General features: G+C 56.8%; 17 protein-coding genes and 2 pseudogenes. 11 read left to right on the top strand and 8 right to left on the bottom strand.

Annotated features, from left to right (window positions below):
- Window positions 1-43: 43 nt before the first annotated feature.
- Window positions 44-1,096 (top strand): AI-2E family transporter, encoded by a 1,053-nt coding sequence (locus GPL81_RS09915; RefSeq protein WP_160106585.1) that lies wholly within the window; start codon window positions 44-46, stop codon window positions 1,094-1,096.
- Window positions 1,097-1,232: 136 nt separating this feature from the next.
- Here GPL81_RS09915 and GPL81_RS09910 read toward each other — a convergent pair whose 3' ends face one another.
- Window positions 1,233-2,555 (bottom strand): putative porin, encoded by a 1,323-nt coding sequence (locus GPL81_RS09910; RefSeq protein WP_160106584.1) that lies wholly within the window; start codon window positions 2,553-2,555, stop codon window positions 1,233-1,235.
- 282 nt (window positions 2,556-2,837) lie between these two features.
- Here GPL81_RS09910 and GPL81_RS09905 point away from each other — a divergent pair, with 282 nt between their 5' ends.
- Window positions 2,838-3,962: a GNAT family N-acetyltransferase gene (locus GPL81_RS09905; protein WP_160106583.1), complete on the top strand. Its 1,125-nt coding sequence runs from the start codon at window positions 2,838-2,840 to the stop codon at window positions 3,960-3,962.
- 118 nt (window positions 3,963-4,080) lie between these two features.
- On the opposite strand, the gene GPL81_RS09900 is transcribed toward GPL81_RS09905, so the two are convergent.
- The 4 genes and pseudogenes from GPL81_RS09900 to GPL81_RS09885 all read right to left on the bottom strand — a co-directional run bounded on the left by GPL81_RS09900 (window position 4,081) and on the right by GPL81_RS09885 (window position 8,311).
- Window positions 4,081-5,913, bottom strand: coding sequence for an ABC transporter ATP-binding protein (locus GPL81_RS09900; RefSeq protein ID WP_160106582.1), 1,833 nt, complete (start codon window positions 5,911-5,913; stop codon window positions 4,081-4,083).
- A 93-nt stretch (window positions 5,914-6,006) separates the two neighbouring features.
- Window positions 6,007-6,564 carry a peptidylprolyl isomerase gene (locus GPL81_RS09895; RefSeq protein ID WP_160106581.1) on the bottom strand — a complete coding sequence of 186 codons (558 nt, stop codon included), beginning with the start codon at window positions 6,562-6,564 and terminating at the stop codon, window positions 6,007-6,009.
- 3 nt (window positions 6,565-6,567) lie between these two features.
- A pseudogene (locus GPL81_RS09890) lies at window positions 6,568-7,373 on the bottom strand (alpha/beta fold hydrolase).
- Window positions 7,374-7,387: 14 nt separating this feature from the next.
- Window positions 7,388-8,311 carry a PA3225 family LysR-type transcriptional regulator gene (locus tag GPL81_RS09885; RefSeq protein ID WP_096509518.1) on the bottom strand — a complete coding sequence of 308 codons (924 nt, stop codon included), beginning with the start codon at window positions 8,309-8,311 and terminating at the stop codon, window positions 7,388-7,390.
- A 50-nt stretch (window positions 8,312-8,361) separates the two neighbouring features.
- On the opposite strand from GPL81_RS09885, the gene GPL81_RS09880 reads away from it, so the two are divergent.
- The 4 genes from GPL81_RS09880 to GPL81_RS09865 all read left to right on the top strand — a co-directional run bounded on the left by GPL81_RS09880 (window position 8,362) and on the right by GPL81_RS09865 (window position 12,177).
- Window positions 8,362-8,676: a 3-phosphoglycerate kinase gene (locus tag GPL81_RS09880; protein WP_160106579.1), complete on the top strand. Its 315-nt coding sequence runs from the start codon at window positions 8,362-8,364 to the stop codon at window positions 8,674-8,676.
- Between the two features lie 150 nt (window positions 8,677-8,826).
- Window positions 8,827-9,426, top strand: a complete 600-nt coding sequence (locus GPL81_RS09875; RefSeq protein WP_096509520.1) for an FMN-dependent NADH-azoreductase — start codon at window positions 8,827-8,829, stop codon at window positions 9,424-9,426.
- 327 nt (window positions 9,427-9,753) lie between these two features.
- The gene (locus GPL81_RS09870) at window positions 9,754-10,620 is read left to right on the top strand and encodes a carboxylate/amino acid/amine transporter (RefSeq protein ID WP_160106578.1); all 867 of its coding nucleotides are present in this window, start codon (window positions 9,754-9,756) and stop codon (window positions 10,618-10,620) included.
- Between the two features lie 81 nt (window positions 10,621-10,701).
- Window positions 10,702-12,177: a S41 family peptidase gene (locus GPL81_RS09865; RefSeq protein ID WP_160106577.1), complete on the top strand. Its 1,476-nt coding sequence runs from the start codon at window positions 10,702-10,704 to the stop codon at window positions 12,175-12,177.
- A gap of 41 nt (window positions 12,178-12,218) precedes the next feature.
- Here GPL81_RS09865 and GPL81_RS09860 read toward each other — a convergent pair.
- A pseudogene (locus tag GPL81_RS09860) lies at window positions 12,219-12,824 on the bottom strand (mechanosensitive ion channel family protein); the annotation flags it as partial.
- 90 nt (window positions 12,825-12,914) lie between these two features.
- Here GPL81_RS09860 and GPL81_RS09855 point away from each other — a divergent pair.
- Genes GPL81_RS09855 through GPL81_RS09845 form a run of 3 tightly spaced genes read left to right on the top strand, consistent with a single transcriptional unit; the run spans window position 12,915 to window position 18,371 of the window.
- Window positions 12,915-15,788, top strand: coding sequence for an efflux RND transporter permease subunit (locus tag GPL81_RS09855; RefSeq protein ID WP_218585640.1), 2,874 nt, complete (start codon window positions 12,915-12,917; stop codon window positions 15,786-15,788).
- A 1-nt stretch (window position 15,789) separates the two neighbouring features.
- A complete protein-coding gene (locus GPL81_RS09850; RefSeq protein ID WP_160106576.1) occupies window positions 15,790-16,944 on the top strand; it encodes an efflux RND transporter periplasmic adaptor subunit in 1,155 nt (384 codons plus the stop codon).
- Window positions 16,941-18,371 carry an efflux transporter outer membrane subunit gene (locus GPL81_RS09845; protein WP_160106575.1) on the top strand — a complete coding sequence of 477 codons (1,431 nt, stop codon included), beginning with the start codon at window positions 16,941-16,943 and terminating at the stop codon, window positions 18,369-18,371. The genes GPL81_RS09850 and GPL81_RS09845 overlap by 4 nt, the downstream gene beginning before the upstream one ends.
- A gap of 68 nt (window positions 18,372-18,439) precedes the next feature.
- Here the strand turns inward: GPL81_RS09845 and GPL81_RS09840 are convergent, their stop codons facing one another.
- Both GPL81_RS09840 and GPL81_RS09835 read right to left on the bottom strand, forming a co-directional pair.
- Window positions 18,440-19,690 (bottom strand): multidrug effflux MFS transporter, encoded by a 1,251-nt coding sequence (locus tag GPL81_RS09840; protein ID WP_160106574.1) that lies wholly within the window; start codon window positions 19,688-19,690, stop codon window positions 18,440-18,442.
- A complete protein-coding gene (locus GPL81_RS09835; RefSeq protein ID WP_160106573.1) occupies window positions 19,683-20,078 on the bottom strand; it encodes a DUF2255 family protein in 396 nt (131 codons plus the stop codon). Before GPL81_RS09835 ends, GPL81_RS09840 begins: the two co-directional genes overlap by 8 nt.
- Window positions 20,079-20,474: 396 nt before the next feature.
- On the opposite strand from GPL81_RS09835, the gene GPL81_RS09830 reads away from it, so the two are divergent.
- Window positions 20,475-20,960 (top strand): (R)-mandelonitrile lyase, encoded by a 486-nt coding sequence (locus GPL81_RS09830; protein WP_178122580.1) that lies wholly within the window; start codon window positions 20,475-20,477, stop codon window positions 20,958-20,960.
- Complete coding sequence (locus GPL81_RS09825) at window positions 20,957-21,748, top strand: carboxymuconolactone decarboxylase family protein (protein WP_160106572.1); 792 nt, start codon at window positions 20,957-20,959, stop codon at window positions 21,746-21,748. The genes GPL81_RS09830 and GPL81_RS09825 overlap by 4 nt, the downstream gene beginning before the upstream one ends.
- The last annotated feature ends 74 nt before the right edge of the window (window positions 21,749-21,822 follow it).

Raw genomic sequence — 21,822 nt, 5'->3', positions numbered from 1 at the left:
CGTTCGCCTACTCTTTTGCTGACTGATTTATTCGAGATTTCAAATGATCAATAACGATCGGCTGTTGGTGCAGATCCTGCTCGTGGTGCTGTTTGGTGCGAGTTTCTGGGTGATGGCGCCGTTCTGGTCTGCGTTGTTCTGGGGGGCAGTGCTGGCGTTTGCCAGTTGGCCGTTGATGCGCCTGCTGACCCGTTGGCTCAATGGCCGCGAATCCCTGGCGGCAGCGTTATTGACCGCGGGCTGGATGGTGTTGGTGGCGGCGCCATTGGTGTGGCTTGGGTTCAACCTGGCCGATCATGTCCGTGATGCGGTGGCGTTCATCAAGGATGTACAGGTCGATGGCCTGCCGGAGGCCCCGGTCTGGCTGGGCAGCATCCCGTTGGTGGGCAAGCGTCTGGTGGAAATTTGGAACAGTATCGACCAGCAGGGCGCGGCCATGATGGTGTCGCTCAAGCCCTATCTCGGCCAGGTCGGTAACTGGTTGCTGGCGCGCAGTGCGCAGATTGGCGGCGGTATTCTCGAACTGACCTTGAGCATTGTCTTCGTGTTCTTTTTCTACCGTGACGGGCCACGGCTGGCGGCGTTTGTTCATAGCTTGCTGGAGCGCCTGATCGGCCACCGTGCCGGTTATTACATCGAGTTGGTGGCGGGCACGGTGCAGCGGGTGGTCAACGGGGTGATCGGCACGGCCGCGGCCCAGGCGGTGCTGGCGCTGATCGGATTCCTGATTGCCGGGGTGCCGGGGGCGCTGGTGCTCGGCATCGCCACGTTCCTGCTAAGCCTGATTCCCATGGGGCCACCACTGGTGTGGATACCGGCCACGGCATGGCTGGTCTGGAAAGGGGAGTACGGGTTGGCGGTGTTCCTTGGCATTTGGGGCACATTCATCATCAGCGGCGTGGACAACGTCCTCAAGCCCTACCTGATCAGCCGCGGCGGGAATTTGCCGTTGGTGATCGTGTTGCTGGGGGTGTTCGGCGGGTTGATTGCGTTTGGCTTCATCGGTCTGTTCATTGGTCCGACGTTGCTGGCGGTGGCGTACAGTTTGTTAACCGACTGGAGCAAGAGTCAGGCCCGGGTCGAAGACCGTCGCTGATTTCAGGAGGGATTACGCAGGGGGAAGAAGAAAACAGACTCGCGTTGATCTGGCGGACGGATGATGGGGACCGTCAGACCAACGCCAGGCTGTAAAAGCGACTCGGGCTTCCTTGCCCGAGCCGTATAGCGGGAAATCAGAATTTCGCTTCGGCATCCAGTTGCAGGGTGTTGATGTCCGAATCTTTCTTGTTGATGTTGGCGTTGGTCTGGTCGGAGGTCGCCATGAAGTACGTGGCACCCAGGGCGAAGTTCTTGTCCAGCTCGTAGCTCACTTTCAGCTTGCTGCCGCGCGAACCGGTAAAGCCGTTGGCGAAGTCGGAGTCGGTGAAGGCACCCACCACGGCGTTACGCTGTACGTCGCGGTAGTTGTAGTCCACTGCGAAACCGTAGAACTTGGTCTTGACGCCAGCCAGCCAGCCAGTGTCCTGATCGTTGCTGGCATCGTTGTTGTTGACGTACTGGCCGTACAACGAAAGCGGTACTGCCAGGCCACCGATGTCGAGCTGACCGAAGCCTTCATACAGTTTGAACTGTTCGTTCGGACTGTTGCCGTTGATGGCCAGTTGTCCTGGGATGACGCCGGGGACCGGGGTGATGTTGTCATCGTTGTCGTAGCTGTAGATGCTGCCGCCCAGGGTCAGTTTCAGGTTGTCGGTGATGCCGAAGCGGGCGCCCAACTGACCAGCGTACAGACGCAGGTCGTGTTTGAACTGCACGCCCTCGCCGTCGACGTTGTCCTTGAGGGTGTAGTGACCGGCGCTACCGAACAGCTCGGTGCTGCCGCTCAGCGGGTACTTGTACGACAGCGACAGACCTTCCGGGCTGATGTCGCTATCCCAGATGATGTCGCCCATGCTCACCCATTGTTGTGGCATCTTGCCGCCAACCACGTGCAGGTTTTTGATGGCGTCTGGGTGGTAATCCACGTAACCCTGGTCCAGCCAGATCTGCTTCTTGTCGAAGTAGTTGTCCAGGCTCTGGTTGGTGGAACGTGGGTCGTCGTTGTTGCCGGTGGCGATACGGATACCGGTATCGACTTGCGGGTTGATTTCGCTGTAGGCGCCCAGGCGGACACGAATGCGCTGGCGATCCTGGTCTTTGTTGTTTGGAACGCCATCGTTCTTGACGGTTTCCTGACGGAAACGCACGTCGCCCTTGAATTGGGTCTTGGCAGCCCAGGCCAGTTTCTGGTCGAAGGTGCTCAGCTCATTGGTTTTCTTCGCGGTTGCCGCGATCTGCTCATTGGTCTCTTGCTGAGCCTGACGGGCGATTTGCTGGTCTTTTTGGTCCCTGGCCAGCTCGGCTTGCAGTTCGCTGTACTGCGCGTTGGTAATCGAGCCGTTAGCCTTAAGCATGTCGAGCAGTTTGGCGTCGACTGCGGCGCTGGCCGGAACACTCATGGCCAGCAGCAGGCCACCACACAGGGCCGCCGCAGTTTTCGTGGAAGCAAGACGCATATCAATCTCCGAAGATGAGAGTGGATGACTGAGCCATCCAGGGCACAACCGACCATTGATGGACGGAAAACAGTGACCGGGTATAACCCGGCGCTCTAAAAACAGGCGCCAGTATCGCGATGGTTTATGACAGAGCGGTGGCAATGTGATGGCATGTCGATGACGATACAAAGTCGTCCCGAACTATTGAGCTAGAGCGCTGTCGTCGATTTGATCGTGTGCAATGGATGGCGATAGGCGATACTCGCGGGGCTTTCACACCACGAATAAGTGAGGATGGTGATGCCGTTGCAACGCCTGCAAAGTCTGTCCGAAATCGACCCGCACACGTGGGACGCCCTGGTGCCCGAGACTCAGCCGTTTCTGTGTCACGCGTTCCTGAGCTCACTGGAAGACAGCGGCAGCGTGGGTCCCCATTCCGGCTGGCAGCCTGAACATTTGCTGCATGTCGAAGGCGATCGGCTGATCGCGGCATTGCCCAGCTACCGTAAATGGCACTCCTACGGCGAGTACGTGTTTGACCACGCCTGGGCCGATGCCTGTGAGCGCGCCGGCATTGACTACTACCCCAAGCTCCTGACCGCCGTGCCGTTCAGCCCGGTCAGCGGTCCGCGTTTGCTGGCAGCGAGCGTGGAAGACGGTTTTGAATTATTGAAAAGCCTGCCGGGCTATCTGGAGATCGAACAACTCTCCAGCGCCCACATCAATTTCACCGACCCGTTCACCGATGCCGCATTGGCCGAACAACCGGGTTGGTTGCAACGCATCGGCTGTCAGTATCACTGGCACAATCGCGGCTATCGGGACTTCCAGGATTTCCTCGATGCCCTGAGCTCACGCAAACGCAAACAGATGCGCAAAGAGCGCGAGCAAGTGGCAGGGCAGGGGTTTGAGTTCGAATGGCTTGAAGGTCGGCAACTGACCCAGGTGCAGTGGGATTTTGTCTATGCCTGCTACGCCAATACCTACGCGGTGCGTCGGCAACGACCCTACCTGACGCGAGCGTTTTTCAGCTTGCTGGCCGAGCGCATGCCGCAGTCGATACGCGTGGTATTGGCCAAACAAGGGGCACGGCCGGTGGCGATGGCGTTCAGTCTGGTAGGGGGCGACAGTTTCTATGGCCGTTACTGGGGCTGCCTGGCGGAGTTCGATCGCCTGCACTTTGAAACCTGTTTCTACCAGGGCATGGACTACGCGATTGCCAACGGCTTCCAGCGCTTCGACGCCGGGGCCCAGGGTGAGCACAAATTGATTCGCGGCTTCGAACCGGTGATCACCCATTCATGGCATTACCTGCGTCATCCGGGTTTGAAAGCCGCGGTCAAAGATTTCCTGCATCAGGAACGGGTGGGTGTACTGGCCTATGCCGAGGATGCGCGGATGGCGTTGCCTTACCGACAATCCTGAATATCACACCCGCTGTAGGAGCGAGCTTGCTCGCGAAGGTGTATCAGTCGACACCGCGGTGCCTGACCCACCATCGCGAGCAAGCTCGCTCCTACAGGGAAATGTGGTGAGCACAAAGTTAATCGATCCCGACAAACCCACCCGTCTGGTGCTGCCACAACCGCGCATACAAACCGCCCAGGGCCAGCAGTTCGGCATGGTTGCCGGTTTCGGCGATCTTGCCGTTTTCCAATACCACCAGGCGGTCCATCCGGGCGATGGTCGAAAGCCGGTGGGCGATGGCGATCACGGTTTTGCCCTGCATCAGGGTTTCCAGGCTCTCCTGGATCGCTGCTTCGACTTCCGAATCCAGTGCCGACGTGGCTTCGTCCATGATCAGGATCGGTGCGTCCTTGAGCAGCACACGGGCGATGGCGATCCGCTGGCGCTGGCCACCGGAGAGTTTTACCCCGCGTTCACCGACATGGGCATCGAAACCGATGCGGCCTTCGGCATCCGACAAGGTGGGAATGAAACCATCGGCCCGCGCCTTGTGCACCGCCTCCCAGAGTTCGATGTCGGTGGCATCGGGTTTGCCGTAAAGCAGGTTGTCGCGGATCGAGCGATGCAGCAGGGACGTGTCCTGGGTGATCATGCCGATGCGTTCGCGCAGGCTTTCCTGGCTGACATCGGCGATATTCTGGCTATCGATGAGAATCTTCCCGCCTTCCACGTCGTAAAGGCGCAGCAGCAGGTTGACCAGTGTCGACTTGCCGGCGCCCGACGGGCCGATCAGGCCGATCTTCTCACCGGGTTTGATCGTCAGGTTGAGCCCGCCGATGATCCCGCTCTGCTTGCCGTAGTGAAAGTCCACGTCCTCGAAGCGCACTTCGCCACGGGCCACGGTTAACGGTTTGGCCTGGTCGCGGTCGGTCACGCTGACCGGTTGCGAAATACTTTGCAAACCGTCCTGGACCATGCCGATGTTTTCGAAGATGCCGGTGACCACCCACATGATCCAGCCGGACATGTTGACGATACGAATCACCAGCCCGGTGGCCAGGGCAATCGCGCCCACGCTGATCAACGACTGTGTCCACAGCCACAAGGCCAGTCCGGTGGTACAGACGATCAACAGGCCGTTCATGCTGGTGATGACCACGTCCATGCTGGTGACGACACGGCCGGCGAGTTGGGCTTTTTCGGTTTGTTCCTTGATCGCTTCCCGGGCGTATTGCTGCTCGAAATGGGTGTGGGCGAACAGCTTCAAGGTGGTGATGTTGGTGTAGCCATCGACGATCCGCCCCATGAGTTTGGAACGAGCATCGGAAGCAACCACCGAGCGATCCTTGACCCGGGGTACGAAGTAGTAGAGGGCGCTGATAAAGGTAATGATCCAGGTTAGCAACGGGATCATCAGGCGCCAGTCGGCTTCGGCGAACAGCACCAGCGAACTGATGGCGTAGATCAGCACGTGCCATAGCGCATCCACCGCTTGCACGGCCGAATCGCGCAGGGAGTTGCCGGTCTGCATGATGCGTTGGGCGATGCGCCCGGCGAAGTCGTTCTGGAAAAAATTCAGGCTCTGCTTGAGCACGTAACTGTGGTTTTGCCAGCGGATCAGGCTGGTCATGCTGGGGCTCAGGGTCTGGTGCACCAGCAAGTCATGCAGCCCGACGAACACCGGACGCAGGACCAGCGCTACCACCACCATCCAGGCCAGTTCAACGCCGTGCTCCTTGAAAAGGTTGGCGTTTGGGGTGCCCTGTGCCAGGTCGATGATGCGGCTCAGGTAGCTGAACAGCGCCACTTCGATCAGGGCTGCGAACAGGCCGACGATCAGCAGGGCCACGAAACTCGGCCAGACCTGCTTGAGGTAATAGGTATAGAAGGGCAGGACCCGGTCCGGGGGAGCGGCTGTCGGGGCATCGCGAAAGATGTCGATCAGTTTTTCAAAACGGCGATAAAGCATCGGTTTTCCACCCGCGAACGGGCACTCCTTTAAACGGTTTGAGCCTTGCCGGTTAAACCGGAAAAAGCTCGGACATCCTTGTCCAGCTTAGTCTTAGTCGATGCGTTTGGCCGACTTGATGAACACCGGGTCGGCCGGCACATCCTTCATGCCAGCGCGAACGGTGGTGGGCGAATTGACGATGATGTCGACCACGTCCATGCCTTTGACCACTTTGCCGAACACCGCGTAGCCGTCACCCTGATCGAGGAAATCGTTGTCCTTGACGTTGATGAAGAACTGGCTGGTGGCCGAATCCGGCACCGAGGTACGGGCCATGGACAAGGTGCCACGAACGTTGGCCAAACCGTTCTTGTGCTCGTTCTTGATCGGCGCCTTGGTGTCTTTTTGCTGCATTTGTTGGGTGAAGCCGCCGCCCTGGACCATGAAGCCCGGAATCACGCGGTGGAAAATCGTGTTGTTGTAGAAGCCGCTGTCCACGTAATCAAGGAAGTTCTTGGTACTGATCGGGGCCTTGACCGGGTCCAGTTCGATTTCGATCGGGCCATTGGTGGTTTCCAGCAAGACATGCGGCGCCGTGGCAGGCGTTGCCGCCATCAGGTTGGCGGCAAACAGAACGGAGCCGGCGGCGAGGGCGATTTTTTTCAGCATGGGTCAGTGATCCTGAGTGTGGTGGTATCGACTGCGGTGAGAAACTCGAGCAGTGTCTGGTTGAAGCGTTCGGGCTGGTCCAGCGGCGTGGCGTGACGGGAGTCGGCGATCACCACCAGCCGCGCATCGGGCAACATTCTTGTGTAGTTTTCCTTCAGCGAGACCGGTGTGTAGTCACGGTCGGCGCTGACGATGAGGGTTGGACAGGACACCTTCGACAGTCGTTCCTGAACCCCCCAGCCAACGATTGCATCGAAGCTGGCGAGATAAGCATGTTTGTCGTTTTTTGCCCAGCGGTCGGCCATCTTTTGTCGCAAATCCGCCTGCTCGGGCTTGGGGAACAATTTGCCGCCCAGCGCCTCGCCAATGGTGCGCAGGCTGAGGACGCGCATCAGGCTCCAGCGTTTGAACCACTGCCAGTAATCATCGCGGCTGCGCAGTTTGACTTCGGGCGCGCTGTTGACGATGCACAGGCTCTTGAGCAGTTGCGGCTGATCCACGGCCAGTTGAAAGCCGATCATGCCGCCCATGGACAAGCCCACATAATGAGTCGGGCCGAGATTCAGATGCTCGATCAGTGCGACTAGATCGGCGCTGAACCCGGCGATGCTGTAGCGCTCGCGAGGTTTGTCGGAGCGACCGTGACCGCGTACATCGGGGACGATCACCCGGTAGCGCGTCGCCAGCGCGGGGATCTGTTTTTCCCAGTCCAGCGTGCTGGAACCCAGGCCGTGGACCAGCAGCAACGGCGTGCCGTGGCCATATTCCTCATAGTGCAGGTTACAACCTTCGTGTTCGAAATAGGCCATGGGTACACTCCGTGTCAGGCTTGTTCAGGGGCCGCGAAAGGTGCGTCCAGCGGCGCGGTGTCGAAAGTGCGCAGCAGTTCGATGAGAATCTGCGTGGCTGGTCCGAGCGGTTTGTCCTTGTTCGAATACAGGTAAAAACTCGGGTTGCGGCTGCCACCCTGATCCAACGGTAGCAGCTTGAGCGTGCCTTCTCGAAGTTCGCGTTCAATCATATGCCTGGGCAACCAGGCGAACCCCAGGCCACTACTGACGAAGGTGGCGGCGGTGGCCAGGCTGCCGACGGTCCAGCGTTGTTCGGCGCCGAGCCAGCCGACATCTCGTGGTTGCTGGCGACCGGAGTCGCGTATCACCACTTGCATCTGGCTTTCCAGGTCCTGGAAATTCAGTTCACGGTTCAGGCGGTGCAGGGGATGTTCGGGGTGGGCGACCGCGACGAATTCGACATCGCTCAATTCCGCGCCCAGGTAACCCGGGATGCTCAAGCCGGTGATGGCCAGATCGGCTACGCCTTCCAGTAATACTTCCTCGACGCCTGACAACACCTCTTCGCGCAGGCGCACCCGGCAGCCGCGGCTTTGCGGCATGAACGCGGTCAGCGCGCGGACGAGGCGGGCGCTGGGATAAGCGGCGTCGACCACCAGGCGCACTTCGGCTTCCCAGCCTTGTTCCATGTGGTGAGCCAGGTCTTCCAGTTGGCTGGCCTGTTTCACCAGTTGCCGGGATCGGCGCAACAGCACGCCACCGGCTTCGGTGAGCACCGCTTTGCGCCCGTCGATGCGCAACAGCGGCACGCCGAGCTGGTCCTGCATGCGCGCCACGGTGTAACTGACTGACGATTGCGAGCGGTGCAGCGCTTCGGCGGCCTGGGCGAAACCACCGTGGTCGACCACGGCCTGAAGCGTTCGCCATTGATCAAGGGTCACGCGGGGCGCTTTCATGTGGAGCTCCTCTTGTCCTAAGCTGCGCAGTTCTTATTGGAGACTGCTGAATGAAAAAAATTGGTTTTGTGCTGCTGGCGATGTTGCCGCTGACTGCGTTTGCTTATCCGATCGACGTACAAAAAGAACTCAATGGCCTGAAGATCGACTACACCACTTACGCCTCCGATTACGATCTGGGTTCGATCACCGTGAACAACTACGGTGATATCGCTGCCGAATGCGCGGTGGTGTTCCGCAATGGCCCCGAATCGCCAAAGACGCGCAGGGTTAATCTGGATGCCGGCAAAAGCGCCGACCTGTCAGCCAAGTTCAATCGCAAAATCATCAAGCTGTACATCAGCATGACCTGCAAGCCGAAATGACCCCCAGCGGAGCAGGTCAGCTGGCTATGCTCCGCTTATAAACGAATTTATTGATGGGTTATAGCAGTTATTTGCGCTTTTTCATCGATATGACTCTGTTTAACCTTCACTCCATCGACTTACAGCATTCTCAGATGGAGCCTACATCCCATGTCCCGCGTTCTGATCATCGAAAGCAGTGCCCGTCAGCAAGACTCAGTTTCCCGTCAACTGACCCAGACCTTTATCAACCAGTGGAAAGCCGCGCATCCGCAGGACCAGATCACCGTTCGTGACCTGGCCGTCAACCCGGTGCCGCACCTGGACATCAATCTGCTGGGTGGCTGGATGAAACCTGCCGATCAGCGCAGTGACATCGAACAACTGTCCCTGGAACGTTCCAACCAGTTGACCGACGAATTGCTGGCCGCCGACGTACTGGTCATGGCCGCACCGATGTACAACTTCGCCATTCCGAGCACCCTCAAAGCCTGGCTCGATCATGTGCTGCGTGCCGGCGTGACCTTCAAGTACACCGAAACCGGTCCCCAGGGTTTGCTCAACGGCAAGCGCGCCTATGTGCTGACCGCTCGCGGCGGCATCCATGCCGGCGCGCCATCGGATCACCAGGAACCCTACCTGCGTCAGGTCATGGGCTTCATCGGCATCCACGACGTCACGTTCATTCACGCCGAAGGCATGAACCTGGGCGGCGGCTTCCAGGAGAAGGGTCTGAACCAGGCCAATGCCAAGCTTTCGCAGGTGGCCTGACCGGTTAATCGCCAGATAATCGCTGGATGGTCTAGTGACCTGGCGCAACCCTTCAAGCCTGTACGCGCATCGAACCTCCCTTTGCACTTATTGCTCCTGAGTGCCCTGGCCCGATTGAACGCTTTAGCGAGATCGGGCTTTTTTTTGCCTGCGATTTGATGATCTTGCCTATCCCTGTAGGAGCAAAGCTTGCTCGCGATAGCGGTGGGTCAGTCACATCGTTGTCGACTGACACTCAGCCATCGCGAGCAAGCTTTGCTCCTACAGGGTTTAGTGCGATCACCGGCAAAAACCGCTATCGTCGCCGCCATTCGAAACGAGGCGAGCATGGGCTATCTACTTTTTGTCACGCTGATCCAGGCGTTTTCCTTCAGTCTGATCGGCGAATACCTCGCCGGCCATGTCGACAGTTACTTCGCGGTACTGGTGCGCGTGCTGCTGGCCGGGCTGGTGTTCATTCCACTGACGCGCTGGCGCTCGGTGGAGCCGGCCTTCATGCGCGGCATGTTGCTGATCGGCGCGTTGCAGTTTGGTGTGACCTACGTTTGCCTGTACTTGAGTTTCCGTGTGTTGACGGTGCCGGAAGTGTTGCTGTTCACCATCCTCACGCCGTTGCACGTGACCCTGATCGAGGATGCGCTCAATCGCCGCTTCAATACCTGGGCATTGATCGCTGCACTGGTGGCGGTCGCGGGCGCGGCGGTGATTCGTTATGACCGGATCAACCCGGACTTCTTCATGGGTTTCCTGCTGCTGCAATTGGCCAACTTCACCTACGCCGCCGGGCAGGTGCTCTACAAGCATCTGGTGGCGCGGCACCCGAGCGACCTGCCGCATTATCGGCGCTTCGGCTACTTCTATCTGGGCGCACTGGCGGTGGCATTGCCGGCATTTCTGTTGTTCGGTAAACAGAACTTCCTGCCTGAAGCGCCGCTGCAATGGGGCGTGCTGCTGTTCCTCGGCCTGGTCTCGACTGCCTTGGGGCTGTACTGGTGGAACAAAGGCGCGTGCCTGGTCAATGGCGGAACATTGGCGGTGATGAACAACCTGCATGTGCCGGTCGGATTGCTGATCAATCTGCTGATCTGGAATCAGCATGAAGAACTGGGACGGTTGCTCCTTGGCGGTGGTGTGATTCTGCTAGCGGTGTGGATCAGTCGTTTGGGCATCCGGCGCGTAGCCAAATTCGTGTAGGCGCTGCCGCAGGGTGCGGCAGTTGGACCCGCAAGCAGGCTGGTAAGCCATGGACAGCGGAAGAACCAAGGGAATGGCAGCATGAAATATGCGTGCAAAAAAATGGCTGTGGGTGTCTGCCTGTGGGCTGGCTTGATGGTGTCTACGCCAGAAGCTGTGTTGGCTGAACAAGCGCGTACAAAAGATTGGAAACAATCAACGATCGATGACCTTCTGGTCATGCGGCAACTGATCGTCACTGCTCATCCTGGCGTCTTGGACAGTAATAACCAGGCGTTTACAGACTGGGTTGAACAGGGCTTTCTGAAAGCGAGTGAGCTGTCCAAACGTGTCGACTCACGGAAAGACTCCCAAGCCGTCCTTGATTTTTACATTGCCGGCTTCAAGGACGGACATGTTGGCCTGAGTCAAAACAATCCAGGGAAATCTTCCTGGGCAGGCTTTCTTCTGGATCTGCAGGGGCAGAGATTCGTTGTAAAGCACGTTGCTAAAAATTGGCCTGTACCGTTACCGCCGCTAGATTCCGAGGTTATAGCCTGTGATAACAAATCAGTCCGCGAGATTCTGGAGAGTGAACTGTCTCCTTATATTGATCGCAGGCTTGATCTAACGTCGACCTGGTTGCATTTGGCTAAGCAGTTGACGGTCGATGATGCCAGCTACCCCGTGCTGGCGAGGACCTTGTCAAAAAGTTGTCTGGTTGTTCTCCCGAATGGCGTCAGGCAACACTTTCCTCTGTTATGGCAAGAAGATCACGGGCAATTGGCAGCCTTTTTGCGCCAGCCGCAACCACCCCAAACGCTCCAGAATTTGGGGGGAGGGCGGTACTGGATACAGGCATCAAACTTCATGCCGTCAGCCGCCGAGAATGCTTCCCTCGATAAAATGCTCGACGCCATCAAGCGTATCGATGATGCCAAGCTGGTTGTGCTCGATACACGAGGTAATCGCGGCGGTAACAGTTTGGTGGGGGCTGAAATACTGTCTGCTCTATTAGGCCCGCAACGGGCAAAAAGCCTGGATGAGTCCTCTCATGCGTATGCGATGTGGCGTGTTTCGCCTTTTGCACTCTCAACGCTCAATAAAGCGCTCACTGCCATGGAAAGCGACTATGGGAAAAACAGTGAGCCGTATAGGTTTGTTTTCGGTTTAACCCGATCGATGGAATCTGCCCTTCACGAGAAAAAAGACTGGTTGCGACAGCCGGGCACTTCTTCGGTTGATCAAGAGGGAGCAAGAGGCGCCAATGACCAGGGTTTCAAAGGTCAGCTTGCACTGGTGACTGACTCATTTTGCGCGAGTGCCTGTCTGGATTTTGCGGACGTCGTGCTTGCTGTTCCGGGGGTTGTTCATTTTGGGTTACCTACGAGCGCCGATACGCTTTATATCGATATAGGCGCTCAAACGCTGCCGAGTGGCGCCCGGTTCTGGCTACCGTTAAAAGTATGGAGAGGCCGAACGCGAGGCAATAATCAAAGTTATGACCCCCGGTTCGTTTTTGACGGGGATATAAACGATACAGCCGCTGTTCAACAGTGGGTTCTTGATAAGTTATGACCGGATGGGCGCCATTGATCATGCGCGCCGCAAGACCGGTGCTACATGATGTGCTTTTCCGGCTCGGGAATATGGCTGGCGCCGAGGACCGCCGGCAGCAAGCCGGCGCGCAAATCCGTGCCGCTGGGCTGCTGATAAAGGCTCAACCCGAACTCCGGCAGCACCGCCAGCAGGTAGTCGAAAATATCCCCCTGGATTCGCTCGTAATCGGCCCACGCCGTGGTGCGGGTGAAACAGTAGATTTCCAGTGGAACGCCCTGGGCCGTGGTCTGCATCTGCCGAACCATACAGGTCATGTTCGGCTGGACCTCCGGGTGACTCTTCAGGTACGCCAGGGCATAGGCGCGAAATGTCCCGATGTTGGTCATGCGCCGACGGTTGGCCGACATGGCCGCGACGTTGCCCTGGGCTTCATTCCAGGCCTTGAGTTCAGCCTGTTTGCGGCTGATGTAGTCAGTCAGTAAATGCACCTGGGACAGTTTCTGCTCTTCGTCATCGCGGATGAAACGCACACCGCTGGCGTCGATGAACAGGCTGCGCTTGATCCGTCGACCACCGGACTGCTGCATGCCACGCCAGTTCTTGAACGACTCGGACATCAGGCGCCAGGTCGGGATGGAAACGATGGTCTTGTCGAAGTTCTGTATTAGTGAGCTTAGGCATGGACATGGACACAAAAAATTATCCAAATCAATAAGTTAAGAAATTTTTCAATATGTCCATAATTTGTGATTTTGATGGACATTCTGATCAACGAATTTCGTTGGGCCGGGTTCGGTACTAAAAAATTGGCTGTATTGGATCTCACGACTACTGACGTTAATAACGCACGAGGCATGGAAATAGTGTGGACCCTATCTGAGCAGTCGCTTTTCGATGTCGCGACCAATGATGTACGTACTCAGCTCATCACAGTACCTGGCGCTGTGGTTCCGTGGCCTTACGGTGGTAAGCAGCGTCAAGTCCAAATCGATGTCAGACCGGAAGCTCTTCAGGCGCGAGGTCTCTCGGCCCAGGATGTCGCGGCCGCATTGGCCGTGCACAACGTCCTTATCCCAGTTGGTACTCAAAAAATCGGGGGGCTGGAATACACGCTACAGCTTAATAGCGCACCAACCCTGATTGAGGATATTGGTCGTATTCCGGTCAAGTTCGTCAACGGATCCACTATTTTCATGCGTGATGTTGCGGACGTGCGCGATGGCAGCGCCGTGCAGACGAACATCGTGCACGTTGACGGTGGGCGCTCTGTCTTGCTCTCTGTCTTGAAAAACGGATCTGTCTCCACGCTGTCTATCGTAGACGGCATCCGCGAGAAGCTGGATCAGATGCGCGGAGCGCTCCCCGACTCACTGCGGGTTTTGGCGATCAATGATCAATCTGTTTTCGTTCGAGCTGCAATCAAGGGAGTGGCGCTCGAAGGTGCTATCGCGGCTGTTCTGACGAGCATCATGATTTTGCTATTTCTGGGGAGTTGGCGCTCGACGATCATCATCGCAATTTCGATTCCACTGTCGATCCTCGGTTCAATCCTGGCGCTTTCCGCGCTCGGGCAGACATTGAACTTGATGACCCTAGGGGGGCTTGCGCTTGCCATCGGCATATTGGTGGACGATGCAACAGTCACCATCGAAAACATTAACTGGCATCTCGAACAGGGTAAGGATGTAGAAACATCGATCCTTGACGGTGCTCGGCAAATCGTCACCCCAGCGTTCGTTTCGCTCCTTTGTATCTGCATAGCATTTGTGCCGATGTTCTTCCTGGAAGGCGTATCACGCTTCCTGTTTGTACCTATGGCGTTGTCGGTCATTTTTGCCATGGTGTGCTCTTTCATTTTGTCACGGACCTTGGTTCCAACAATGGCCAAGTATCTGTTGAAGCCCCATGCAATGAGCGAAGGCATCCACGCAGATGCGCACGCCGTGACCCAGTCGCGCAACCCGCTGGTTCGGTTTCAACGTGATTTCGAGAAACGCTTTGAGCGCTTTCGTGGTGGCTATCGCGACCTGCTTGAGCGGGCATTGGCTACCCGCAAAGCCTTTCTCGTCGGATTCGCCGCAGTCGTAATGCTTTCCTTCGGCTTGGTGCCTTTCCTCGGCGCGAATTTCTTTCCTACGGTCGACTCTGGGCAGGTGCTGATGCATGTCCGTCTTCCAGTAGGCACACAAGTAGAGGAAACGGCCGCACGCTTTGCGCACATTGAACGAGCAGTTCGTGAGGTCATCCCCTCCGAAGAGATTGAGACGTTGGTTGATAACATCGGCTTGCCGAATAGCCCTACCAATACGACCTACAACAACACGGGCGTAATGGGCTCACAGGATGGCGACTTCCAAATCGCATTACGAGACGGGCACCGCCCTACTGCCGATTACGTGCGGCAGTTACGCGAGATCCTACCTGAGCGTTTTCCTGATGCGACGTTTTCATTCCCACCCGCTGATATCGTCAGCCAGATCCTTAACTTCGGCGCACCCGCACCGATTGATATACAGGTGAGGGGGGCGAACATTGAGGCGAATTTCGGTTACGCGCAGCGCTTACTCAAAAGTATCCGCGCAATTCCAGGTGTAGCGGATGCCCGCATTCAGCAATCGAACATGGCGCCCAAATTCAACATCGATTTTGATCGGGCGCAGGGAGGGCTGCTGGGGCTGAACACGCGCGATGTCGCCAACAGTCTAGTGATCAATCTTGCAGGTAGCAGCCAGGTCGCGCCGACCTACTGGCTCAATCCCGCTAATGGAGTGAGTTATTCCATTGTGATGCAGACCCCTCAGTACGATCTCGACTCGCTAGCGGCGCTTTCGAATCTTCCTGTAGGGAACGGTGTTTCACCTGCGGGTACAACGTTGGGAGGTGTTGCACGTTTTGAGCGAACCACTGGCAGCGCACTTGTGAGCCATTACAACATTCAGCCAATGGTCCAGATCCATGCTGCTACACAGGACAGAGATCTTGCTGCTGTTGCCGCAGATATCCGCAAGGTGTTGGCCGATACGGAGGATGATGTGCCGAAAGGTTCATCCGTGCATCTTCTCGGGCAGGTACAGACCATGGAGAAAGCCTTCTCCGGACTGCTATTCGGGTTGATCGGCGCCATTGTCCTGATCTATCTGCTCATCGTTGTGAATTTCCAGTCCTGGTTGGATCCGGCAGTCATCGTTTCCGGTTTGTCCGCTGCGCTGGCGGGCATCGTCTGGATGCTGTTTGCCACAGACACGACGCTATCAGTGCCTGCGCTCACGGGGGCAATCATGTGTATGGGGGTGGCCACTGCCAATAGTGTCCTTGTGGTCAGTTTCGCCCGTGAACAGCTCGAACTAATCGGCGACCCAGTGGCTGCCGCCCTGGAGGCTGGCTTTGTCCGTTTCCGTCCCGTGTTGATGACTGCCCTGGCGATGATTATCGGAATGTTGCCGATGGCGCTTGGCGTGGGCGAGGGCGGTGAGCAAAACGCTCCGTTGGGTCGAGCGGTCATTGGCGGTCTGATCTTCGCCACCATCGCCACTCTGATGTTTGTGCCTGTGCTGTTCAGCCTTGTGCACGGGCGTAACTCAAGTCGCGCCAAATCTGCGCAAGCGTTGTCTGTCTCTGGAGTTGCTTGATATGAGTACTGAATCCGTCCACATCTTGCGCCGCCCGGCTGCGTTGATCCTTATCTGTATCGCTCTCGTCGTGGTGATCACCGGCCTGTTTTTACGTTGGTCTCGTGCTGAGGCGCTGGAGAGTCGAGCCCATGTCCAGAGCACCAAATCTGTTGCTTTGATTTCTCCCACAGCTGTACCTGCATCGACGATTGAGCTGTCCGCCCGTATCGAAGCTTGGTCCCGAGCACCGATTCATGCCCGAGTCAGTGGCTATCTCCAGCGTTGGATGGTCGATATTGGCGACAAGGTTAAGGCTGGTCAGGTATTGGCTGAGATCGAAACGCCAGATCTCGACCAACAGATCCTCCAGGCTCGTGCAGAGTTAGTACGTGCACGTAGCGATGCCTCCCTAGCCGAATCTACTGCGAAGCGCTGGCAAGCACTTCTTGCCAGCGACTCTGTTTCGCGGCAGGAAGCCGAAGAGCGGGCGGCTGATTTTCAAGCGAAAAAAGCTGAAGTAAGCGCACTGACTGCGAACGTCGAGCGCTTGCTGGCCCAGCAGCAATTCAAGCGTCTTGTTGCGCCGTTTGATGGTGTCATCACGGCTCGTAACACCGATGTAGGGGCATTGATCAATGGTGGGATGAACTCAGGTAGTGAGCTATTTGTCGTCTCGGATACACGTCGAATAAGAGTGTATGTGGATGTGCCGCAACGGCAGGTTGCCAATATTCAGGAGGGGAGCCCAGCAAAGCTCAGCGTACCTGAGAGGCCGGACCACACTTACTCTGCAACCGTACAGTCGCTTGCCCAAGCGATTAATACAGGAACGGGGGCCATGAGAGTGCAGCTCACGGTGGACAATCCTTCTGGTGAGCTGTTGCCGGGTGGTTTCGCGTTGGTGCGATTTGATGGGCAGAGTTCCGTGGCGCAGCAGTTCGGCTTGCCACCGAGCGCAATTATTCTTGGTAAATCTGGTGTTCAGGTGGCGGCAGTCGGAAATGATGGTCTTGCACAACTGCGGCAGGTAACCATCGCCCGTGACTTTGGAAATATCATTCAGTTGGCAGGCTTGCAGGAGTCGGATCGGGTTATCAATAACCCACCGGACGGGATAGCCAATGGCGATCCCGTCCGTATAGCCGTCGCTGAAACCGAAGGAGCTAAGCCATGAGAGGGGCGTATGTCATTGCAACCCTCGCTGTGTTGACCGGATGCGCGTCTGCCCCACAACCCCCGTTGCCACAGGTACCGATCACAGACAATTACAAGGAAAAAAGGGGCGATGTCTCTGCCACATCCATTCCGTTGGCCCAGGAAAAATGGTGGTCCATTTACAAGGATCCTGAACTTGATCGCCTGGAGGCGCGGTTGATCGCCAACAGCCCCGATCTTGGAAGCGCACTGGCGCGTTATCAGCAAGCACGCGCGACCACCGATACCATTCGGGCCGCACGCATGCCGTCTGTTGACTCAAGCCTAAACGGGGCTCGCAATCGTCAATCGGAGCGTCGACCGTTACGCGGTGAATCATCCCCAGATAATTACAGCAGTGCCACTCTTGCTCTGAATTTTGATTACGAAATCGACCTCTGGGGGCGCGTAAGCCAGCAAGTCGCGGCAGGAGTATCCCAAGAGCAGGCCGCTCAGGCCGATCTTGCGTCGGCGCGTTTGGCGCTGCAAATTCAACTCGCAGATACAGTGGTTGCATTGAGAGGGGCCGATAAGGAGATCAGCCTGCTGCAAGAAACTGAAAGTGCATACGCGCGGGCGGCGTCCATGGCTGCCGAGCGTCATCGAGGAGGCGTCGCATCGGGTTTGGATCTTGCCCGAGCACAGGCACAACTTGAGACTGCGGGTTCGCAGCTACATCAGGTTCAGGCTCAACGCGCATTGCTTGAACATGCTATTGCTGCCTTGGTGGGGGCGAATGCTTCGAGCTTCTCATTGGAGCCAAAACTGCTTGCCGGTGACGTCCCTGTGATTCCGTTGGGCATACCCTCCGACTTGTTGCAACGCCGTCCAGACATCGCGGCAGCGCAGCATCGGATTGCAGCGGCCAATGCCAGTGTCGGCGTAGCGCGCAAGGCCTATTTCCCCTCCGTTCGATTGAGCGGGATAGGCGGATATCAGAGCGACGATTTCGGTAACTTTCTCTCCGCCCCGAATATTTTTTGGGCAGCCGGTCCCGGCTTACTGGTCAGTCTCTTCGATGGTGGCCGTCGAAAAGCGGAAATAGCCCGTGCAGAAGCGGTACTTGATCAGGAAGGGCATGTGTATCGAGGTGTCGTTTTGTCGGCTTTTCAGCAAGTGGAAGATCAGCTCTCGTCGCTGAACAGATACGGGGAGGCTGCGAGCGACGAACAGCGGGCAGTTGTTGCAACCCAGCGTGCTCTTGATTTGGCTAACAACCTCTATCGCGACGGCGCGGTGAGCTATATCGAGGTGGTCACGGCACAGACTGCGAACCTTCAATCGCGACGCAGTGCACTGGACTTGAATACCCGGCAGCGCCGGGCAACGGTCCAACTGATACGCGCGTTGGGTGGGGGATGGTCGGCGCAGATGGTTGCAGCGCAGCCCATACAGAAGGAGCGATAGCCCTTATCGACTAAGCCCCGAGGTTGAACACCAATGTCCTGCTATTCAACCTCGGCAAGAACCAAAGATTACTCAGGTAGCGTCGCATTCTCCATGCGCCGTACCCAGAATGCACATAGAGCACAGCCGACCCCGCACGCGGCAAGTACAGCACCCAAAGGCCATGGAGTGTCATCTGCGAAGATGGCGACCATGGCCGATCCAATCATGGCTGAGCCGTACTGAAGGAAGCCCACGAGAGCTGAAGCCGACCCACTCGATTGTGGAAAGCGATTCAACGCTCCAGCGATTGAGTTTGCCAATACGAGACCTGTGGCTGCGACGAATAACAGGCACGAGAAAATCATCAAAGCTAATCCGCCCCAGTCGGACCAAGTATCGAGCGCTAGCAACAACCCCGCACACGCTGACATTAGTGCGCCCACCATCATCATCGTTTGTGTGTCATAACGGTCGAGCAGCCTGGCATTGACCTGTGCAGTGACCATCATTCCGATGATCCCCGCCGCAAAAAGCACTCCGTATATCTGCGGCGAAACGTGGTGATAGGTGATGTATGCAAATGGGGATGCTGCGATGTAGGCGAACGTTCCCGCGTAGAAGAATGCTCCTGCTGCCGTGTAGCCAACAAAGCGACGGTCGCCAAAGAATCTGCCGTATCTCGCGATGATCTCCTTCAGGGATGCGGCACTTCGACGGCTGTGGGGCAACGTTTCAGGGAGCATCACCAAGCTGATCAAGGTTGCGACGGCGATCAGCACCAGTACCCAGAAAATGGCTTGCCACGATCCCAACCTCAGAATTTGTCCACCTACAGTCGGGCCCGCGAGGGGGGCGATGGCCATGATTGTCATCAGCGTGGACATCTTCTGGGCCGCTTTGCGGCCCTGGTAAAGATCCCGAACCATGGCGCGTGCCAGCACTACGTTGGCGCAAGCTCCTAGTGCCTGTACTACACGCCAAGTGATGATCTGCGTGCCGTCAGTTGCCAAAGCACATCCTGCCGAACCGATGATGAACAGCACCAACCCGACGGCAACCGGCAGCTTGCGACCGAATCGGTCACTGACCGGCCCCCAAACCAATTGTCCGGTGCTGAAGCCGATGAGGTAGCCGGTGACAGTTAACTCCAGCGTTCCTCCGCTGACATGGAGGGCTGCCGCCATCATAGGCATTGCGGGTAGGTACAGGTCAGTCGAAATGGAGGCAAACGCCATCAACATGCTCAGGATGAGCAGGATCCTCAGGCCATGATCCTGAGCTTGATCATTCAGGCGAAGGTTGTCTTTCGGTTGGGATGAAATGTCCAATTCACTCATGGGGAAATCTAAAACCTTTGTTCAACGGTAAAAGACGTAACGTCGTCGCTTTAGCGCGTTCGCTGATCATTGAGGACAGGTATCGGCTGGCTGCGTATTTGGCCCGATATGCGTCATCTACACGGCCATTCAACGATGCTTCGACGGTCTCGAATTGCACCGGACATGCGATTCCCATAACAACAATCTGTCCCGTCTTGCGTTCCGTTGCTGCCTGATACCAGCTCGACTGGACACCGTTGTAGGCGCGCACATATAGACTTCCATCGACCTCGACACACCAGATCCAGGTAGGTGTGCCGTAAGTTCGCCCGTCAAATCGAAAAGGGGCTATGTGTAGATCGTCGGCCTTGATGATTTTTTCCAGTTCTGATTTTTCCCAGTTCATAAGGGCTCCTTCAGCCTGCGCCGATGCTCGCTATCTGCATGGCTACATAAGAGCTTTTCTCTTGGCAGAGACAGTCTGCGGAAACGCCAAAGCGTCTCCGCATCGCTGCTTCTGAAGGTGTCCAGAGCAGTCGCAGTAGCACATTGGAGATAAGTGATTAGGTTTTTTAGGTGGTAACGCCGTTCACGCTAACTCAGTAATCACTCCCGTAATATGGTGAAAACAAGGACGAACTGTTGAGCAGCATTCATCAAAGAGCGTGGCGTTGATTTTCGAACCAAAACAGCTGTATTGATGAATGTCGCTCATAACTTCGTGAGACGAAGGGGTGGTAGTCGCTGTGTCGCTCATAGACTAAGTTGAGTGCTGACCCGATTCGCAGGCAGGAGCTTAATGATGAGAACACTCGCAGCTTTATTCGCGATCGCCTCAACGCTTGGGGGGCCTCTTACCGCTACGGCGGCAGACAGCGAAGCGACAATGAGCATCGTCAGGAATGGTGAGCAGGCCTCGCTCATTGGCGCCCCCTCCAATTTCACAGGCAGCGCCCGTATTGATCCTTTGTTTCCAGCGCGTGCCCCTTCGCGAGTTTCTGCGGGTTATGTGACGTTCCAACCAAACGCCCGTTCCATGTGGCACACGCATCCGCTAGGCCAGACTCTGGTGGTTACAGCAGGTATGGGCTGGATTCAGCAAGCTGGTGGTGACAAGCAAATTATCAAGCCGGGCGACGTGATTTGGACGCCTCCTGGGGTTAAACATTGGCATGGTGCGACGGCTACTACTGGCATGACGCATATGGCGATTCAGGAAACTCTAGACGGCAAAAACGTCGAGTGGCTTGAGCCTGTCACAGATGCGCAGTACGAGGCTGCACGATGACTATTCGTAAGCTTGTCCTCACACTACTGTCGTTATCTCTGGCCGCCTGCGCAACTCCTGATAGGAATTCCATAACCTCAGGGACACCGTCGGTCCCAACCCCTGACGATGCACGAGCGGTATCACCTGCACTCGCTCAAAGCACGGACTCGTTGCTCCTCGGTGAGATATGGAAACGTCCTGGATTGTCCCCCCGTGACCGAAGCTTGGTTACTGTGGCTGTGCTAATTGCTCGTGGTCAAACCGTTGAGATGGCGTACCACTTCAACCGGGCCCTAGATAATGGTGTTAAGCCACTGGAGTTGTCGGAAACTATCAATCATCTTGCGTTTTACTCTGGATGGGGTAACGCCACGGCCACGATCTTGGTTGCCAAGGGAGTGTTCCTAAAACGAGGCATTGGACCTGATCAACTGGCACCTGTGTCGCCAAATCGGCTTGCCCTTGATGAGACCACTGAGAAAGTACGTGTAGCTCAAGTCGACAAGATCGTGGGGCCCGTATCACCCGGTCTGGTTCAGTACACCACCTCTGCGCTGTTTCGCGATTTGTGGCTGCGCCCTGGCCTTGCCCCAAGAGACCGAAGTTTGATCACCGTCAGCTCGCTGGTTGCCAACGGGCAGACTGGACAGGTTGGTTATCACCTTAACCGCGCTATGGACAATGGGCTGACGCAAATAGAGGCGTCTGAAATGCTGACCCAGCTCGCTTTCTACGCTGGCTGGCCTAACGCTTTTTCAGCAGTCCCAGTGTTTAACGAAGTCTTTGTTAAACGCCAGAAGACTTAGAGGCAAACGCTCAACTCTTTTGCTGAACCTGATTGTCAGTAGCTGGTGGCTGGATACATCCGGTCAAGCTCCGG

The sequence above is a fragment of the Pseudomonas izuensis genome (assembly GCF_009861505.1).
Classification (GTDB): domain Bacteria; phylum Pseudomonadota; class Gammaproteobacteria; order Pseudomonadales; family Pseudomonadaceae; genus Aquipseudomonas; species Aquipseudomonas izuensis.
This window is presented reverse-complemented; position numbering and strand designations above follow the sequence as displayed.

What these genes read in the sequence shown, in the direction of transcription:
- GPL81_RS09915 (WP_160106585.1), top strand. Translation starts at nt 44, where the DNA reads ATGATCAATAACGATCGGCTGTTGGTGCAGATCCTGCTCGTGGTGCTG.
- GPL81_RS09910 (WP_160106584.1), bottom strand. Translation starts at nt 2,555, where the DNA reads ATGCGTCTTGCTTCCACGAAAACTGCGGCGGCCCTGTGTGGTGGCCTG.
- GPL81_RS09905 (WP_160106583.1), top strand. Translation starts at nt 2,838, where the DNA reads ATGCCGTTGCAACGCCTGCAAAGTCTGTCCGAAATCGACCCGCACACG.
- GPL81_RS09900 (WP_160106582.1), bottom strand. Translation starts at nt 5,913, where the DNA reads ATGCTTTATCGCCGTTTTGAAAAACTGATCGACATCTTTCGCGATGCC.
- GPL81_RS09895 (WP_160106581.1), bottom strand. Translation starts at nt 6,564, where the DNA reads ATGCTGAAAAAAATCGCCCTCGCCGCCGGCTCCGTTCTGTTTGCCGCC.
- GPL81_RS09885 (WP_096509518.1), bottom strand. Translation starts at nt 8,311, where the DNA reads ATGAAAGCGCCCCGCGTGACCCTTGATCAATGGCGAACGCTTCAGGCC.
- GPL81_RS09880 (WP_160106579.1), top strand. Translation starts at nt 8,362, where the DNA reads ATGAAAAAAATTGGTTTTGTGCTGCTGGCGATGTTGCCGCTGACTGCG.
- GPL81_RS09875 (WP_096509520.1), top strand. Translation starts at nt 8,827, where the DNA reads ATGTCCCGCGTTCTGATCATCGAAAGCAGTGCCCGTCAGCAAGACTCA.
- GPL81_RS09870 (WP_160106578.1), top strand. Translation starts at nt 9,754, where the DNA reads ATGGGCTATCTACTTTTTGTCACGCTGATCCAGGCGTTTTCCTTCAGT.
- GPL81_RS09865 (WP_160106577.1), top strand. Translation starts at nt 10,702, where the DNA reads ATGAAATATGCGTGCAAAAAAATGGCTGTGGGTGTCTGCCTGTGGGCT.
- GPL81_RS09855 (WP_218585640.1), top strand. Translation starts at nt 12,915, where the DNA reads ATGGACATTCTGATCAACGAATTTCGTTGGGCCGGGTTCGGTACTAAA.
- GPL81_RS09850 (WP_160106576.1), top strand. Translation starts at nt 15,790, where the DNA reads ATGAGTACTGAATCCGTCCACATCTTGCGCCGCCCGGCTGCGTTGATC.
- GPL81_RS09845 (WP_160106575.1), top strand. Translation starts at nt 16,941, where the DNA reads ATGAGAGGGGCGTATGTCATTGCAACCCTCGCTGTGTTGACCGGATGC.
- GPL81_RS09840 (WP_160106574.1), bottom strand. Translation starts at nt 19,690, where the DNA reads ATGAGTGAATTGGACATTTCATCCCAACCGAAAGACAACCTTCGCCTG.
- GPL81_RS09835 (WP_160106573.1), bottom strand. Translation starts at nt 20,078, where the DNA reads ATGAACTGGGAAAAATCAGAACTGGAAAAAATCATCAAGGCCGACGAT.
- GPL81_RS09830 (WP_178122580.1), top strand. Translation starts at nt 20,475, where the DNA reads ATGAGAACACTCGCAGCTTTATTCGCGATCGCCTCAACGCTTGGGGGG.
- GPL81_RS09825 (WP_160106572.1), top strand. Translation starts at nt 20,957, where the DNA reads ATGACTATTCGTAAGCTTGTCCTCACACTACTGTCGTTATCTCTGGCC.